The sequence below is a fragment of the Planomonospora antibiotica genome (genome assembly GCF_014647955.1).
GTDB classification, from domain to species: Bacteria; Actinomycetota; Actinomycetes; order Streptosporangiales; family Streptosporangiaceae; genus Planomonospora; species Planomonospora parontospora.
In genome coordinates this window covers 57,933-74,274 of the sequence record NZ_BMQE01000030.1, presented here as the reverse complement: position 1 = coordinate 74,274, position 16,342 = coordinate 57,933, and the positions used below count along the sequence as shown (strand labels likewise).

Annotated in this window: 10 protein-coding genes; 3 read left to right on the top strand and 7 right to left on the bottom strand. The window is 74.0% G+C overall.

Going from position 1 to position 16,342, the window contains the following annotated elements; genetic code table 11:
* Positions 1-29: 29 nt before the first annotated feature.
* Positions 30-1,649, bottom strand: a complete 1,620-nt coding sequence (locus IEZ06_RS24370; protein WP_189239000.1) for a methyl-accepting chemotaxis protein — start codon at positions 1,647-1,649, stop codon at positions 30-32.
* A 341-nt stretch (positions 1,650-1,990) separates the two neighbouring features.
* Between IEZ06_RS24370 and IEZ06_RS24365 the strand changes: the two genes are divergently transcribed.
* The gene (locus tag IEZ06_RS24365; protein ID WP_189238999.1) at positions 1,991-6,688 is read left to right on the top strand and encodes a non-ribosomal peptide synthetase; all 4,698 of its coding nucleotides are present in this window, start codon (positions 1,991-1,993) and stop codon (positions 6,686-6,688) included.
* Positions 6,685-8,169, top strand: coding sequence for an MFS transporter (locus IEZ06_RS24360; RefSeq protein ID WP_189238998.1), 1,485 nt, complete (start codon positions 6,685-6,687; stop codon positions 8,167-8,169). The genes IEZ06_RS24365 and IEZ06_RS24360 overlap by 4 nt, the downstream gene beginning before the upstream one ends.
* Here the strand turns inward: IEZ06_RS24360 and IEZ06_RS24355 are convergent.
* From IEZ06_RS24355 to IEZ06_RS24330, 6 genes are all read right to left on the bottom strand, one after another.
* Positions 8,143-9,183, bottom strand: coding sequence for an SAM-dependent methyltransferase (locus tag IEZ06_RS24355; protein ID WP_189238997.1), 1,041 nt, complete (start codon positions 9,181-9,183; stop codon positions 8,143-8,145). The two genes, IEZ06_RS24360 and IEZ06_RS24355, sit on opposite strands and share 27 nt — an antisense overlap.
* Positions 9,184-9,326: 143 nt before the next feature.
* Complete coding sequence (locus tag IEZ06_RS24350) at positions 9,327-9,992, bottom strand: DUF6875 domain-containing protein (RefSeq protein ID WP_189238996.1); 666 nt, start codon at positions 9,990-9,992, stop codon at positions 9,327-9,329.
* Positions 9,989-11,404, bottom strand: coding sequence for an FAD-dependent oxidoreductase (locus IEZ06_RS24345; RefSeq protein WP_189238995.1), 1,416 nt, complete (start codon positions 11,402-11,404; stop codon positions 9,989-9,991). The genes IEZ06_RS24350 and IEZ06_RS24345 overlap by 4 nt, the downstream gene beginning before the upstream one ends.
* Before the next feature lie 1,116 nt (positions 11,405-12,520).
* A complete protein-coding gene (locus IEZ06_RS24340; RefSeq protein WP_189238994.1) occupies positions 12,521-12,982 on the bottom strand; it encodes an ATP-binding protein in 462 nt (153 codons plus the stop codon).
* A 105-nt stretch (positions 12,983-13,087) separates the two neighbouring features.
* A complete protein-coding gene (locus tag IEZ06_RS24335; protein ID WP_189238993.1) occupies positions 13,088-14,044 on the bottom strand; it encodes a TIGR03885 family FMN-dependent LLM class oxidoreductase in 957 nt (318 codons plus the stop codon).
* Between the two features lie 110 nt (positions 14,045-14,154).
* Entirely contained in the window at positions 14,155-15,087 is a 933-nt protein-coding gene (locus IEZ06_RS24330; RefSeq protein ID WP_189238992.1) for a universal stress protein, read from the bottom strand.
* A 247-nt stretch (positions 15,088-15,334) separates the two neighbouring features.
* On the opposite strand from IEZ06_RS24330, the gene IEZ06_RS24325 reads away from it, so the two are divergent.
* Entirely contained in the window at positions 15,335-16,210 is an 876-nt protein-coding gene (locus IEZ06_RS24325) for a hypothetical protein (protein WP_189238991.1), read from the top strand.
* The last annotated feature ends 132 nt before the right edge of the window (positions 16,211-16,342 follow it).

The following is a 16,342-nucleotide window of genomic DNA, read 5'->3' as shown; positions in this document are numbered from 1 at the left end:
CCTGGAGTCGATCACCGCGGTGCCGGGGGTCAGACCCGGAAGTGCGCGACGGACCGGTTCAGGCCGACGGCCAGGTCCGCCAGCTGCCGGGCGGCCCCGGTCGCCTGCGCCGCGCCGGCGTTGGACTCCTCCGCCGCCTGCGAGACGTCGGCGACGCTGCGCGCGATCTGGTCCATGCCGGTGGCCGCCTGGCCGACGCTGCGGCTGATCTCCTGCGTGGTCGCCGTCTGCTCCTCCACCGCCGAGGCCACCGTGGTCTGGTGCTCGTTGATCCGCTCGACGATCCCGGTGATCTCCGACAGCGCCTGCGCCGCCTCGGCGCTGCTGCCCTGGATCGCCTGGATCTTGCGGCTGATCTCCTCGGTCGCCTTGGCGGTCTCCTGGGCCAGCTCCTTGACCTCGGTCGCCACGACCGCGAAGCCCTTGCCGGACTCCCCCGCCCGCGCCGCCTCGATGGTCGCGTTCAGCGCCAGCAGGTTGGTCTGCTCGGCGATGCTGTTGATCACCTTGACGACGTCGCCCACCTCGCTGCTCGCCGTACCCAGGGCGGCGACGGAGGCGTTGGTCTGGAAGGCGACGTTCTGCGCCTGCTGCGCGATCTGGACCGCGCTGGCGGCGCTGCGCGAGATGTCGGCGATCGCCGCGTTCATCTCCTCGCTGGCCCCGGCCACGGTGGTGACGCTGGCCGAGACCTGCCCGGCCGCCGAGGCCGCGCTCTGCGACTGCGCCGCGGTGACGGTGGCGCCCGACTCGATCCGCGCCGCCAGGCCGGTCAGCTCCGCGGAGGCCGCGGTCAGCCGTCCCGCCTGGTCCTGCACGTCCTGGACGCTGGCGCGCATGGCGCCCAGCGAGCGGCTCAGCGCCTCGGACATCACGCCGACCTCGTCGCGGGTACCGGTCTGCGGCACCTGGATGGTCAGGTCGCCGTCGGCGACCGCGCCGAGGGCGTCCGCGACCCGGCGCAGCGGGCGGCTGATGCCCCGCGACACCCGTACGGCCAGCGCCACGCCGAGCAGCACGGCCGCCCCGAGGAAGACCAGGGAGAGGGTCACGGCCGTGTCGTACTTGCCGTCCAGGTCGGCGGCGGTGGCCGCCGCCTCGGTCTTCTCGGCCTCGACCATCTCCTTGAGCAGGGTCTTGCACTCCTCCCAGGGCGCGTTCGCCGCCCCGGTGTCCTTGATCGACATGTAGGCCGCGACGTCGCCCTCGATCGCGGCGGGCAGCATCTGCTGCTCGGCGATCGCGGTGTAGGCGTCGAAGCTCTGGCGGAACTCCGCGACCGTCTCCGGTGCGGCGGCGATCGGGCCGTACTCCTCCAGCAGCCCGTTGATGCTCTCGATGTCGCCGTCGATCTTGTCGAGCATCTTCCGCAGGTCCTCGGAGCCCGTTTCCAGCAGGGGGACCTGGTTCTGGTCCAGGCGCAGCACGCGGAGCACGTCGCGCAGGTCGGAGGCCACCACCATCGGCTGGACGTTGCCGGTGTAGATGGACTGGCCCGCCGAGCGCACCGCGCTGGTCTGGGCCAGCGTGACGAGCGTGGCGGCGGAGGACACGAGGAGCGTGACCAGCACGGTGACGCCGATCTTCACGCCGACCGGCAGATCGCCCCAGAGCCGGCGGCGGCCGCCCGCGGCCGCATGCGTGTTCATGGATTCCACGGTGTTCCCTTTATGAGTCAGGTCACAGCAGACGGCTGTGACCTGACTCATCGGCTCCCACCGGTCCGAGTGAAGGAGAAATCCGGAACCCTGCCCCGGGACCGGCGCCCCCGTCTCCGCCCCCGCAGGTCCTTGCGGCCGGTCCGCGGAACCGGTCGGCTCGCCCCGTTCCCCCGGCAGCACAGGGGGGAGAGGACCCCGGCTGCGATCTCCTTGACGCCCGGCGGAGACCGTCGCTAGCTTTGGGAGCGCTCCCAAAGATCGAACATCCCGTAGACGCCGCATGCCCCCGAGCCGGTCCGTCGGAGGAGTCGAGACATATGCCGAGTGACATGGCTCCGAAGGCTGGACTCCCCGGGAAGGACACGCGGCGGTCGGCGCCCGGGTCCCGGCCGGGTTCGGAGATCCCGCCCCGCGGTCCCTCCGACGACGTACCGCTCACCCCGGCACAGCAGCGCCTGTGGTTCCTGGACCGCGTCGGGTTCGACGGCGCCGCCTACCTGCTGTGGCTGGGGGTCCGGATCACCGGGCCGATCAACCTGGCGGCGCTGCGCGGGTCCCTGAGTGCGCTGGTCCGGCGGCACGAGGCGTTGCGCACCGCCGTCGTGGAGACGGAGCGCGGACCGAAGCAGGTCGTCCACGACCTGTCCGAGGACGAGCTCGCCGGGCTGCTGCACGTCGAGGACCTCGGCGCGCTCCCCGCGCCGGACTCCGGGATCGAGGAGAAGGAGTCGCTCGCGCGGTGGCGCACCCGGGAGATCCTGACCGCGCCGTTCGACCTCGGCCGCCCGCCGCTGCTGCGGGTCACGCTGCTCCGCCTGGCCGAGGACGAGCACGTGCTCCTGATGAGCGTGCACCACATCGTCGCCGACGGGCCTTCCCTGGCGGTCGTCTCCGACGAGCTGTTCGCCGGTTACCGTGCCGCCGTGACCGGTGAGCCGGAGACGGCCTCCCCCGGCGGTGTCGCGCAGTTCCCCGACTACGCGGTGTGGCTGGCCGGCCAGGACCCCGACTCCCTCCGCGCCGACCGCGACTACTGGCGCGACCGGCTCGACGGCGTCCCGCCGCTGCTGCCGCTGCCCACCGACCGGCCGCGCACCGCCGCGCAGGGGACGGACTCCGGCCGCTGCTCCGCGCGGCTGCCCGACGAGGTGGCCCAGGGGCTGCGGGCGCTGCTGCGGCGCGAGAGGTGCACGCCGTACATCGTGCTGCAGACCGCTTTCGCGGCGGCGCTGGCCCGGGTGTGCAACGTGGAGGACCTGGTCATCGGGACACCGGTGGCCAACCGCGACCTGCCCTCGCTGGCCCGGTCGGTGGGCATGTACGTCAACACCCTGGCGATGCGCGCCGACGTGCGCGGCAATCCCACGCTCACCGAGCTGCTCCGGCGCACGCGCGCCGGGTTCCTCGGCGCCTTCAAGCACCAGAGGTTCCCGTTCGACCAGGTGGTCGAGCTGGTGAACGCCCCCCGCGACCTCGCCCACAACCCCGTCTTCCAGGTCATGCTGGTCGTCCAGGGCGCCGACCGGTCCGACCACGGCGTGCCCGGCTGGTCCATGCGCGAGTGGGAGACGCCGTCTCCGAGCGCCCGGTTCGACCTCACCATGTACGCCGTCCTGGGCGCCGACATGGACATCAGCATCGACTACTCCACCGCCCTCTTCGACGCCGGGACCACCGAGCGCATGAGGGACCACGTGGTGCGGATGCTCACCGAGCTGGCGGCGCGGCCGGAGACCCGGGTGTGGGACGTCGACCTCACCCGTGACGGGCCCGGCGGCGCCGCGGCCCTGCCGGCGGGCACCGGGCGGGACGAGGCCGGGTGGGACGGGACCGTACGGGATGCGGCCGTACGGGATGCGGCCGTACGGGATGCGGCCGCGCGCGCCGCGGAGCCGCGGGTGCACGAGCTGGTCGCGCTCCGGGCCGCGCAGACGCCCGAGGCGCCGGCCGTCGTCGCGGGGGACGGGCGCACCCTCTCCTACCGGGAGCTGGACCGGCGCGCCGACGACCTCGCCGGTGAGCTGGCCGGTGCGGGCGTGGGCCCGGGGACGCTCGCCGGCGTGGTCCTGCCCCCCGGCCCGGAGGCCGTGGTGGCGATCCTGGGCGTGCTCAAGGCGGGTGGCGCGTACCTGCCGCTCGACCCCTCCCACCCGCCGGCCCGCCTGCGGGACGTCCTGCGGCAGTCCGGAGCCCGGGTGACCCTCTCGGCGGGCGGCGGCGGCATCGAGGTCTCCGCCCCGGCACCCGGCGGCACGGGGCGGGGGACCCCCTCCGGCCGTCCCGGCCCGGACGACCTGGCGTACGTGATCTACACCTCGGGCTCCACCGGCCGCCCCAAGGGGGTCATGGTCACGCACGGGACGCTCTCCCGGCTGACGGAGTCCTTCGTCCGCGTCCACGGGTTCGGCCCGGGGCAGCGGCTGCTCGTTCTCCCGCCGCTGACCTTCGACGCGTCGGTGGGGGACGTGTTCCCCGCCCTGGTCTCGGGTGCGGCCCTGGTGTTCCATCCCGAGCCCGCGCTGCTCGACGGGGCGGAGCTCGTGCGGTTCTGCGCCGAGCGGGGGGTGACGGCCGTGGACACCGCGGCCGCCCTGTGGCGGCGCTGGGCCGGGGAGCTGGACGGGACGGGCGTGCCCGGCGACTGGCCGGTGGACCTCATGATGATCGGCGGGGAGCGCGTACCCATGGACGCGGTGCGCGCCTGGGCGCGGGCCACCGGCGGCCGGGTGCGGCTCGTCAACCACTACGGCCCGACCGAGGCCACCGTCTGCGCCACCGTCTACGACACGGTGGACGGCACGGCGGGCGGGGCAGTGAACCGCGCGCCGGCCGGCGCGGGGAACGGCGTTGTGAACGGCACGGGGAACGGCGTTGTGAACGGCGTTGTGAACGGCACGGGGAACGGCCTTGTGAACGGCACGGTGGCCGGTGCGGGGAACGGCGTGGTGAACGGCACGGTGGCCGGTGCGGGGAACGGCGTGGTGACCGCGGGCGCCGCGCACCTGCCGATCGGGCGGCCGCTCCCGCACGTCCGCGCGTACGTCTGCGACCGGCACGGCGGGAGGGCCCCGGTGGGCACGCCCGGCGAGCTGTACCTGGGCGGCGACTGCCTGGCCCGCGGATACCTCGGCGACCCGGCGATGACCGCCGACCGGTTCGTGCCCGATCCGTTCGCCGCCGCGCCGGGCTCGCGCATGTACCGCACCGGCGACCTGGCCCGGTGGCTGGCCGACGGGTCCCTGGAGTTCCTCGGCCGGGCCGACCGGCAGGTGAAGATCCACGGTCACCTCGTCGAGCCCGCCGAGGTGGAGACGGCGCTGACGGCGCATCCGGCGGTGGGCGAGGCGGCGGTCGCGGCCCTGCCCGACCCGGCCGGCCACCACCGGCTGATCGCCTACGTGACCGGCGGCGAACCCGGTGACCTCCGGCGCCACCTGCGGGAGCGGCTGCCGGACTACCTCGTGCCCGCGCTCTTCGTCCGGCTGGACGCCCTCCCCCGCACCGCGCACGGCAAGACCGACTACGCGGCGCTGCCCGTGCCCGAGCCCGGCGGCTCCGGACCGGAGGAGCACACCCCGCCGCGGGGTCCCGTGGAGGAGGCGCTCGCCCGGGTCTGGGCCGACGTGCTCGGCGTGGAACGGGTGGGCCGCCACGACGGCTTCTTCGCCCTCGGCGGGCACTCCCTGCGGATCGCCGAGGTGGTGACCCGGGTGCACGCCGAACTCGGCGTGCGCCCCTCCGCCCGCGACCTGTTCGAGGCCGCCGACCTGGCCGAGTTCGCCGCGCTGGTCACCGCGCGCGCCGGCGGCTCCCGCGACGGCGACGCGGACGACGACGCACCGGACCTGCGGGCCGAGGTGAGGCTGCCGGACGAGGTGGCGGTGGTCGCCCGGACCTCCGCCCGGACCTCCGCCCGGCGCGACCCCGGGACGTTCCTGCTGACCGGCGCCACCGGCTTCCTCGGCGCGCATCTCGTCGCCGAGCTGCTGGAGCGCACGACGGGCCGGTTGATCTGCCTGGTGCGCGCCGGCTCCCCGGAGCACGCCCTGCGGCGGGTGCGGGAGAACCTGGTCCGGTACGGGCTGGAGCGGGTCTCCGGCGACCCCCGGCTGGTGGGGCTGCCCGGTGACCTGGCCGCGCCGCGCCTGGGGCTGGGCGCCGAGGCGTTCGGCGAGCTGGCCCTGCGGGTGGACGCCGTCTGCCACAGCGGCGGGCTGGTCAACTTCGCCCAGCCGTACGCCCTGCTGCACCCGCCGAACGTGGCGGGCACGGTGGAGGTGCTGCGGCTCGCGGCGCTGGGCGGCGGAGTCCCGGTGCACCTGCTCTCGACCCTGGGGGTGTACCTCGGCGACGCCTACCGGGGGCGGCCGGTGAGCGAGCTCGATCCGCCGGAGGACCCCGGCGGGCTCGGCGGCGGGTACAACCAGAGCAAGTGGGTGGCCGACCGGCTGGCCGAACCGGCACGGCGGCGCGGCATCCCGGTGACCGTGCACCGGCCCGCCCGGATCGGCGGGGACAGCCGCACCGGGATCGGGGCTCCCGACGACTACTTCGGCCGGCTGCTGATCACCTGCGCCCAGATCGGCATGGTGCCCGAGCTGGGCTTCGAGGAGGACCTGTCCCCGGTGGACCAGGTGGCCGGCGGGGTGGCCGCGGCGATCGCCTCAGCCCAGTCCCCCCCTCACGACCTGCACTACTTCAATCCGGCGACGGTCGGCTACCCGCGGATCGCCGCGGCCCTGGCCGAGCGCGGGCGCCCCGCCCGCCTGGTGCCCTGGTCCCGGTGGCGGGCCGCCGTACAGGCCCGGTCGGCCGCCGGGGAGCCGATCGCGCTCGAGCCGTTCGCCGCCGGGCTGGCCGAGACCGAGCCGCGCTTCGACCGGCCGCTGTTCGACTGCACCCGGACCGAGAAGTGGCTGAGCGGGGCGGGGGTGCCGCCCGCACCCGACGGACCGTGGCTGCTCGGCCGCTACCTGGACGCGTTCGCCGCCGCGGGCCGGCTGCCGGGCGCGGGGAGCGGGTCGTGACCGCGCGAGGGGACCTGGTCAGGTTCGGCGGGGTGTGGCTGGCCTCGCTGGTGTCCGGCGTGGGCTCCAGCATCACCTCCTTCGTCCTGGGCGTGTGGGTGTTCCAGACGACCGGGTCGGCCACCCTGTTCGCCTTCGTGATGCTGAGCTCCATGCTCCCCGGCCTGGTCGCCGGGCCGTTCGCCGGGGTGGCGATCGACCGCTTCAACCGGCGGACGGTCATGGTGGTCACCGACAGCCTCGCGGCGGTGTCCACCGCCGCGGTCGCGGTCCTGCTGTACCTGGACGCGCTCGCGGTGTGGCACGTGTACGTCGGCGCGACGGTGAGCGCGGCGTGCGGGGTCTTCCACCTGACCGCCTACCAGGCGATGACGCCGATGCTGATCCCCAAGCGGCACCTGGGCCGGGCCAACGGGCTCATGCAGGCTGCCACCGCGATCCAGATCGCCGCCCCGCTCCTGGCCGCCTCACTGCTCGGGGCCGTGGGCATGGTCGGCGTGCTCGTCGTCGACCTGGTGTCGTTCGCCGTCGCGATGGGCGCGCTGCTGGTGGTGAGCCTGCCGGCCCCGGTCCTGCACCCGGCGGAGCGGGCCGGGCGGCCGTCCCTCGGCTCGGACCTCACCTTCGGCCTGCGGTATCTGCGGGCCCGGCCCGCGCTGCTCGCGTTCGTCCTCATGCTGACCGCGTACAACTTCCTCTTCGGGGTCGCCGGAGTACTGGTCCAGCCGCTCATCCTGTCCTTCTCCTCGGCGGCCACCCTCGGCGTGCTGATGTTCGCGGGCGGGTCCGGGCTCTTCGCGGGCGGGCTGCTCATGGGCGCGTGGGGCGGGCCGAAGCGGCGGGTGGCCGGGATCGCGGTGTTCATGGCGCTCGGCGGAGCGGCCCTGGCCCTGCACGCGCCCTGGACGTCGGCGGTGGTCGTGGGGGTCGCCGCGGCCGTGTTCCTGTTCACCCTGCCCGTGGTCCAGGGCACCGTCGTCACGGTCCTGCAGAGCAAGGTCGAGCCGGCCTCGCTGGGCAGGGTCATGGGCACCTCGCACACCCTCGGCCAGCTCGCGATGCCCGCCGCCTACCTGCTGGCGGCCCCGCTGGCCGAGAACGTCGTGGGTCCCGCCCTGGAGCCCGGCGGCCCGCTCACGGGCTCGCTGGGCGCGGTCGTCGGGGTCGGTGAGGCGCGCGGCCTCGCCGCGGTGGTGCTGGCGGACGGGATCCTGCTGGTCCTGCTGGCGGTCGTCGTGATGCTGGTCCCCGCGCTCCGGCGGCTGGAGCACGACGTCCCCGACGCTGCCTCCGACCCCGCCGCCGCCCCGGATGACGGTGCGGTCGGGGGCGACGGGGACGCCGGCGGGAGCGGGACCGGGACCGGCGACGGCGGGAACGGAAGCGGGACCGGGGACGGGGAGGTCTCGGAGGACGGCGGGCGAGGGGCCGGAGCGCGGCGGGGACGCGGCGCCTCAGCCCTCGCGGTCGGCGACGAGTAGGCAGAAGGCGGCCGACCGGGTGAGGTCGCGGCGTTCGGCTGAGCCGCAGCCCGCCGCCGCCATCCACTCGGCGATCGTCTCCACCGGGTGGAGCCTTCCGCCCTGGGTGTGGATCAGGTTGAGGTCGAAGCCGCGGGTGAACGCCTCCTCGCGAACGCTGCCGACCGGGTCGGGGAGGGTCTCCATCACGATCAGCCTCCCTCCGGGGCGCAGTGCTCCCGCCGCCCGGTCCACCAGGGCCCGGGCGGTGTCGGCGGGGAAGCCGTGCAGCACGTTGAACAGCAGCACGACGTCCTGCCCCTCGGGCGCTTCGGCCGTACGGAGGTCCCCGGGCAGGAAGGTGAAGCGGTCCGTCAGCCCCTCGGCCTCCACCGCCGCGCGTCCCGGTTCCAGGGCCTCGGGCAGGTCGAGGACGGTCGCGGACAGTCCGGGGTGGCGGCGGCAGTAGGCGAGGCTGTACCTGGCGTGCCCTCCGCCGAGGTCCAGCAGGCGGGCCGGGTCGCCGGGCAGCCCGGCGAGCTCCAGCACCTCCTCCTCCAGCCACTCGGCGATGCGGAGCTGGATCCCCTGGAATCCGGTGAGCACGCCGGGGCGTTCCTGGAGCCAGGCGTAGAAGTCCCGCTGCGGCTTTCCGGTGCGCACGGTCTCCTCCAGGCCCTGCCAGAGCCCGCCGATCAGGGAGTGCCAGAAGTCCAGCACGGCGCCGAACCCGTCCTCCGGCCCGGCCAGCCACGCCCCGGCCGGAGTCCGCTCGTAGCCGTCCTCACCCTCGGCGAGGTAGCCGCCGGTGACCAGCAGGCGCAGCAGCGCGCGGAGGTTCGCCTCGTCCACGGCCAGTTCGCCGGCGAGGGCGCCGAGCTCACGCGGTCCCCGTTCGAGCGCGCTGAACACGCCGAGCCGCAGCGCGGCCACCGCGGCGTGGAAGATCATCGTCTGGATCAGGTCGATCTGGACGGCCGGGCCCTCTCCTCGGCGCAGGGTCGCGGCCTCGTCGGGCGGCAGGTCGAGTGGCACGTCGCTCCTCGGTCGGTTCGTCGGTCCGGGTGCCCGGCGGTCCGGGCACCCGGTGGTCTCATCGGCCCGGACTCCCGACGGCCCCGGCACCCGGGCGGGCGGCGGTCCCGTCGGCCCGGGTGCCGGGCGGCCCGGTGGTCCCGTCAGCTCAGGCTCGCGGCGGCGGCGCGCACCGACTCCCTCAGATGCGAGGGCACCTCGTCCCCGAACCACGACAGGTAGGAGCGCACGTGGTCGTCGTCGTCCCGGAGGAAGGGGAAGTCGGTCGCCACCATGCGCCTGATCACCAGCATCGCCACGGGGCTGGACAGCGGACGCAGGTCGGGGTTCCACAGGCCCGGCTTGTCGGGCGGTCCCGGATGGAACTCACCGATCATGAGCCCCTCCGAGACGTACTCCGCCTTCAGCGCCGCCTGGGCCGCGTCGATGACCGGGAGGTCCTCCCGGCGCGCGTCCGGGAAGAGGATCATCAGGGTGGTGTAGGTGGAGAGGGTCTCCCCGGCCGGAGCCAGCCGCATGAACCACTCGCGGTACGGCCGGACGGAGTGCGCCGCCTCCTCCGCGTCGGCCGGGTGGCCCGGCCGTACCGCGAGGAAGGTCCGGCCCTTCTCCATCGACGTCGAGGTGTACGGGCACACGGCTCCCCTGCGGCCCAGTTCGGGCAGCGGCCTGCACAGGTAGTCGCCCATCCACTCCCGCACGGTGCGCAGGACGGGAAGGTGCCCGGCGACGTCCGGCGGCGGCGGTGTCAGGTCGAGGTCCCCCATCTCGAAGAGGACCAGGTCCTCACGGTCGGGATGGCGTATCATCCGGTCCTCCTCGCGGGGGCTCCGGCACGGCGCCGCAGCCGCCGGAGGGCCGCGGCCGTCCCCAGGGCGGCTCCCGCGGACAGCGCCGCCGCGGCCGCGCCGAGCAGCGCGTTCTGACGGCGGGCGCGGTGCAGCGCCTCGCCGTAGGGCATCGAGGTGTGCGAGATCATGGTGTACAACGGCTGCCATCCTCGGGGGAAGATCCGGTTGAGCGTCAGGTCGGCGCGGGCCCGGAGCAGGCGCACGGGGGAGCGCAGGCCATCGCGCAGTTCCAGGAAGTTCTCCTTCGACAGCTCCGCCAGGACGTCGGTGTGCGGTCGCCTCAGGTCCTGGTACTCCCGCAGCGCGGCGCCCCGGTCCGCGGGATGCCGGGCCAGGCACTCGTCGAGCACGAGGCAGTCCTCGAAGGAGGCGTTCATGCCCTGCCCGTAGAAGGGGTAGACGGCGTGGCAGGCGTCTCCGACGAGCACCACCCGCTCCCCCGCGTGCCAGGCCGAGGTGCGCACGCTGACCAGGCGCCCGACCGGGTTGGCCTCGAACTCCTCGGCCAGGTCCGGGATGAGCCGCAGGGCGTCCGGGAACCTGCTGCGGAAGAACCGTTCGGCCTCGGCGCCCGAACCGAGTGAGGCGAAGCTCGACCCGCCCTCGTGCGGCAGGAAGAGCGTGCAGGTCAGCGAGTTGTCGGTGTTGGGGTGCGCGACGATCAGCGCGCGGTGGGCCGGCCAGAGGTGCAGCGCCTCGATCGGGGTCCGCGGGCCGCCGTCCGGCGCCGGCGGGATCGTGAGCTCCTTGTACCCCCATTCGAGGAACTCCTGGTGCAGGTCCGCGGACCTGCCGCGCTGCATGAGCCGGCGCACGGCGGAGAATGCCCCGTCCGCACCGACCACGAGGTCGGCCTCGACCCGCCGCGTCTCCCCCGAGATCGTGTCGGACAGCGTCAGCGTGCCGGTGTCCGCGTCGAGGTCGACGCAGCGCAGCCCGTAGAAGAACGCCACCCCGCCGAGGGCTTCGGCGTGCTCGATGAGCAGCGCGTTGAGCACGCCGCGGCGGATCGAGTAGAGGATCTCGTGGTCCGCCGTGCCGTACGGCTGGAACGTCAGCTCACCCGAAGGGGAGTGGATCATGCGTCCCCGCATCGGCACGGTGTGCGGCCACAGCTCCTCGATCAGCCCCGCCCGGCGCAGGGCCCGGATGCCGCGTGCGGACAGCCCCAGGTTGATGGAGCGCCCGTCGCCCTCGTCCTTGCTCAGGCGCGGGTCGTCCCGGTGCTCGTAGACCTCGACCCGGAAGCCCCGCCGGGCCAGGAACAGGGCGAGCAGGGACCCGGACAGCCCCGCGCCCACGATCGCGGCCCGCGGCCCGGATCCGGCGTTCCCCCGCAGCGGGGGTCGTGCGAGATCGTCATCCGTCATCTGGTCTCCACCGATTCGTCGTGCCGCGACAGGGGGTCATGCCGCGGACCTGTGCGGCGGCGCGCAGCGGGCGCCCTCGGCGGCTCCGGTCAGCGGTTCCGGGCCCTCGCCCGCGAGCGGTTCCCGGCTCACCGCCCGGCCGTCCACCCGCCGCACCCGCCCGGTTCCGTATGGTGACCGCGGGTTCGCCGGCCTGTGAATACGGACACGAATCCAGAAACGGTCATTTAAGGAATTGAAGGCGCAGGTCATCACACTCTCCCTGTAGAGGGAAATTCGATTGGCCGTTCGCGACGGACGAGAATGCGCAGCGCTCCGCGGACCCCGGCATACGGAAGCCCAGGGCTCGCGGCTTCGCGGAAGCGGTACCGGAGGACACCGGAACGTCCCGGACGGGTGCCGCATCAGGGCGCCGACATGCCCGGACCTTCGGCCTCAGGCATCGCCGACAGAAGCCACGACAGGTCTCCGAGGTCGTCGGAAATCTGCGGACTCCATCGGACGTACGGTCACGATGGTGACCGGCACGTATGATGGGAGCGCTCCCACCACCCGTGGGAACGCTCCCACTTGCCGAAGATATGGATACGGGATATCGCCCGTCAAGACACTGTCACTAACACTTAATGACATTAACGATAGAAATTTTCGGCCAGCCTCAGTAATCGCAGGTCATGCCGCCGCACCGATCATGGACACCGTACGGCTCGGACCCGGGCGTGCCCGGTGGGACCGGAACGCGCCCGCCCTCCGAGGGAAGAGGGCGGCACCGTCCGGAGGGCGGCACCGTCCGGAGGGCGGCTGTCGTCCCGCACCGGAGGCTCTGAGCCGGGAGAGCCCGGGCCGGGAGAGCCCGGGCCGGGAGAGCCCGGGCCGGGAGAGCCCGGGCCGGGAGAGCCCGGGCCGGGAGAGCCCGGGCCGGGAGAGCCCGGGCCGGGAGAGCCCGGGCCGGGATAGGGCATCGGCCGGGACAGGCTGGGAGAGCCTGGGAGAGCCTGGGAGGGACATCCGGGCCGGGCCGGACCGGGCGGAGGGCTCCGGCGCGCGCCGGTGCGGATCAGGCGAGGACGCCCGACCCGGACGACCGGACGACACGACCGGAACGACCGGCAAGGATCAGGCGAAGGCGCCCGACGCGCGGTGGAGCGCTCCGTACGGCATGCATCCGCCACCGAGCACGAACCAGACGATCTTCCCGCCGGACTCGGGCCAGGACACGCCCCACTCGGCGGCGAGGGCGTCGACGATCTGCAGGCCCCTGCCGCCGGTGGCCTCGGTGTCCGCCTCGCGCATCCGGGGCGCGCCCGCGCCCGGGTCGAAGAGCTCGCCGTACACGTGGGCGCCGTCGCCGCCGAGGCGCAGCGCGCAGGCCGCGCCCCCGTGGCGGACGGCGTTGGTGACCAGCTCACTCACGATGAGCATGCAGTCGTCCACCAGGTCTTCGGCGCCCCAGCCCGGGAGCTCGCGGCGGACCAGGGAACGGGCCTCGCGCACGCTCGCGGGGGCCGCGGCCAGGAGGCCTTCGACGGTGTGGGTGAGGTCCGATGGCGCCATGAGCGAGCCGTTCTGGGGGGACACTGGCTTCTCCTCAGCTATGGGAGCGCTCCCATAGCAAATGTAGAACATCCACCCCCGGCATGTGAACCGCTCGCGACATTCTCGTTTCGAAAATATGTCGAAACGTCACCTGAGCTGCGGGAGGACCTTCGCGCCGAACGCGTCGATGAACGCCGACTGCTCCTGGCCGACGTGGTGCAGATAGATCTCCTCGAAGCCCAGTTCGGCGTACTCGTTGATGCGGGCCGCGTGCCACCCCAGGTCGGCGGAGACGTTGACCACCTCGGCGACCCGGCCGGGCGCGACCTCCTCCGACACCACGTCGAACAGCTCGGCCGTGTCGAGGTCCCAGCAGACCGGGGGGCGGAAGACGTTGCTGCGCCACTGCTCGTGGGCGACCGCCTCGGCCTCCTCCCTGCTCTCCGCCCAGCTCAGGTGGACCTGGAGCGCCAGCTTTCCGCGGCCCCCCGCCTCCCGGTAGGCGTCCGCGACCTCGCGCAGCGTCTCCAGCGGCGCGTTCACGGTGATCAGCCCGTCGGCCCACTCGGCGCACCACCGGGCGGTCTCCACGCTCACCGCCGCCCCCACCAGTTTCGGCGGGGTCTCCGGCCGGGTCCACAGGCGCGCCCGGTCCACGGTGACCAGCCCGTCGTGGCTCACCTCCTCGCCCGCCAGCAGTGCCCGGATGACGTCGACGCACTCGCGCAGCCGCGCCGTGCGCACCGCCTTGCGCGGCCAGCGCTCCCCGGTGATGTGCTCGTTGCTCGCCTCCCCGGTGCCCAGCGCGGCCCAGAACCTGCCGGGGAACATCGCGCCGAGGGTGCCGATCGCCTGGGCGATGATCGCCGGGTGGTAGCGCTGTCCCGGCGCGTTGACCACGCCGAACGGCAGGCCGGTGGCCTGGAGCGCCGCCCCCAGCCAGGACCAGGCGAAGCCGGACTGCCCCTGCCGCTCGCTCCACGGCGAGAAGTGGTCCGACGACATCGCCGCCGCGAAACCCGCCTGCTCGGCCCGCGTCACCGCCTTCAGCAGCTCGGCCGGGTGGATCTGCTCGTGTGATGAGTGAAAGCCGTAGGTCGCCATGGTCTCCATGGCTACCCAGCCGGCGGCGCTCCAGACCGTCCGGGGCGGCCCTTCTCCGGCCACCGGTCATGATGTCCCCGGCCGCCCCCGGTCAGCCGCTCCCCTCGCGGTCAACCGCTCCCCTCGCGGTCGGCGGGGCCGGCGGGGTCGCCCCCGTGGGCGGCGAGCGCTCGGGGGCCGATCACCGTCACCGGGCAGCAGGCGTGGTGCAGCACGCCGTGGCTCACCGACCCCAGGAAGAGCCCCGCGAGCGCCCCCTTCCCGTGGGATCCCATGACGAGCAGGTCCGCCGCCTCCGAGGCGTCGACGAGCGCCTGGACCGGGTGGCCCATCACCTGCTCGTGGAGGATCTCGAGCTCCGGATGCGCCTTGGCGACCGGGCGCACCGCCTCCTCCAGGATGCGCGTCCAGACGTCCTCGATCTCGGTGAGGTCGAAGAGCGACGGCGGGAGCAGGGTGGACGCCGCGACGGGCAGGTTCCACGCCAGGAGCGCCCGCAGGCGCGCCCCGCGGACCGACGCCTCCTCCGCGGCGAACCTGAGCGCCTCGGCTCCGGCTGGCGACCCGTCCACGCCGACGACGACCTCCCCGAACTCCCGCTCCGGCTCCACCGGGCCGCGGATCACCGCCACCGGGCAGGAGGCCTGGGAGACGACCTTCAGCGCGACGGACCCGAGCAGCAGGCTGGAGATCCGGCCCTCCCCGCGCGAGGCGACCACGAGCAGGTCCCCCGGCCCGGCCTCGGCGGCCAGCGCGTGCGCGGGCTCGCCGAAGGCCACCGCGTCGGCGACCTCCACCCCCGGAGCGGACTCACGCGCGTGGGCCACCGCCTGGTCGACGATCTCGCGGCCGTTGTGCCACATCCACTGCCGCACCTCCTCGATCTCGCCCTCCGCCCGGGAGTGCAGCCACTCGTGCACGACGTGCACCACCCGGACGGGAAGACGGCGGCGCCCCGCCTCCCGCACCGCCCACTCCACCGCGCGGAGACTGTTCGCCGACCCGTCGACCCCCACCACCACATGTTCCATGGCGGTGCCCATACCCAGTCGTGTACGGACCGTCACAGTCTCCGGCCGGGACCGCGGACGGACCTCCGGGACGCTGCCGCCGCCCGGTGGAAGCCCGTCAGCTCGGGCCGGGCCGTGGACGGACCACCGCAATCCGCCTGCAACCGGTGTGAAAGCAGATCGCGGTTACCTGTCGGCGGCAGCACGGACGCGGCGCTCCGAGCGGTCGCCGCAGAGCGGTGGTCCGGAGCGGCATATCGGAGAGGACGAGGGAACGTCGATGGCGCGCATGGGAAAGCTGGGTGTGGGGGTCGGGATCTGCGGGGGCCTCCTCCTCGCGGCGGGGGTCACCGGGATGACCATGTGGCCGATGCCCGCCTGGGCCACTCCGGCCTTCGCCGTCGGGATGATGACGACCTTCGCCGGGGTCTTCACCTCGGCCTGGTCGTTCCACACGACGGCCTTCCGCCGGGGGATGTCGGTGTTCGAGGAGCAGCTCGGCCCGGAGAAGTCCGGCGGGCTCTTCGGCATGGTCCGGGACCTGCAGGACATGGCCCGGGGCAACGGCGACCTGCTCGCCGGCGGGGTGCCCGCCACCGCCGTCGTGCTCTCCATGAGGGACACCGGCATGACCGTGAACGACCAGCCCATGGTCGGCTTCGAGCTGGAGGTCCGCCCCGGGGGCGCGGCCCCCTACCGGGTCGCGCACCGCGAGACCCTGCCCCGGCTGCTCGTCGGCGCGGTGCTGCCCGGCTCCGTGCTGTCCGTGCGGATCGACCCGGCGGACCCGCGGCGGCTGGCCGTCGACTGGAACCGCGCGCCCGGCCGGGAGGAGCCGGTGGTCGCCGAGCACCTGTCCGCGGCCGACCTGCTCGCCCGGGGCCTGCCCGGCACCGCCACGGTGATGGGCACCTTCGACCTGAACGGCATGACCGCCGACAACGGCGATCCGATCGTGGGGTTCGTGCTGCAGGTGGTCCCCGACGGCGGGGGCGCGCCGTACCAGGTGCGGCTCGGCCACCGCGTGCCCCCGGCCCACCTGCACCGTACGGTGCCCGGCACCCGGCTGCCCGTCCGGATCGCCGCGGAGGACCCGGAGAAGGTGGCCGTCGACTGGGAGGGCGGGGCCGCCGCCCGGGTCCGGGAGCACGGCTGATCGGATCATGCGCTTCGGGTTCGTTCTCCACGACGCGAGGGGATGCTGTTTCTGCGCAGCCCATTTCGTCACAGCAGTGACCTGGACTTGGATTCCGACAGCGTAAATCGATTACCCTATCGAATCCCCCTG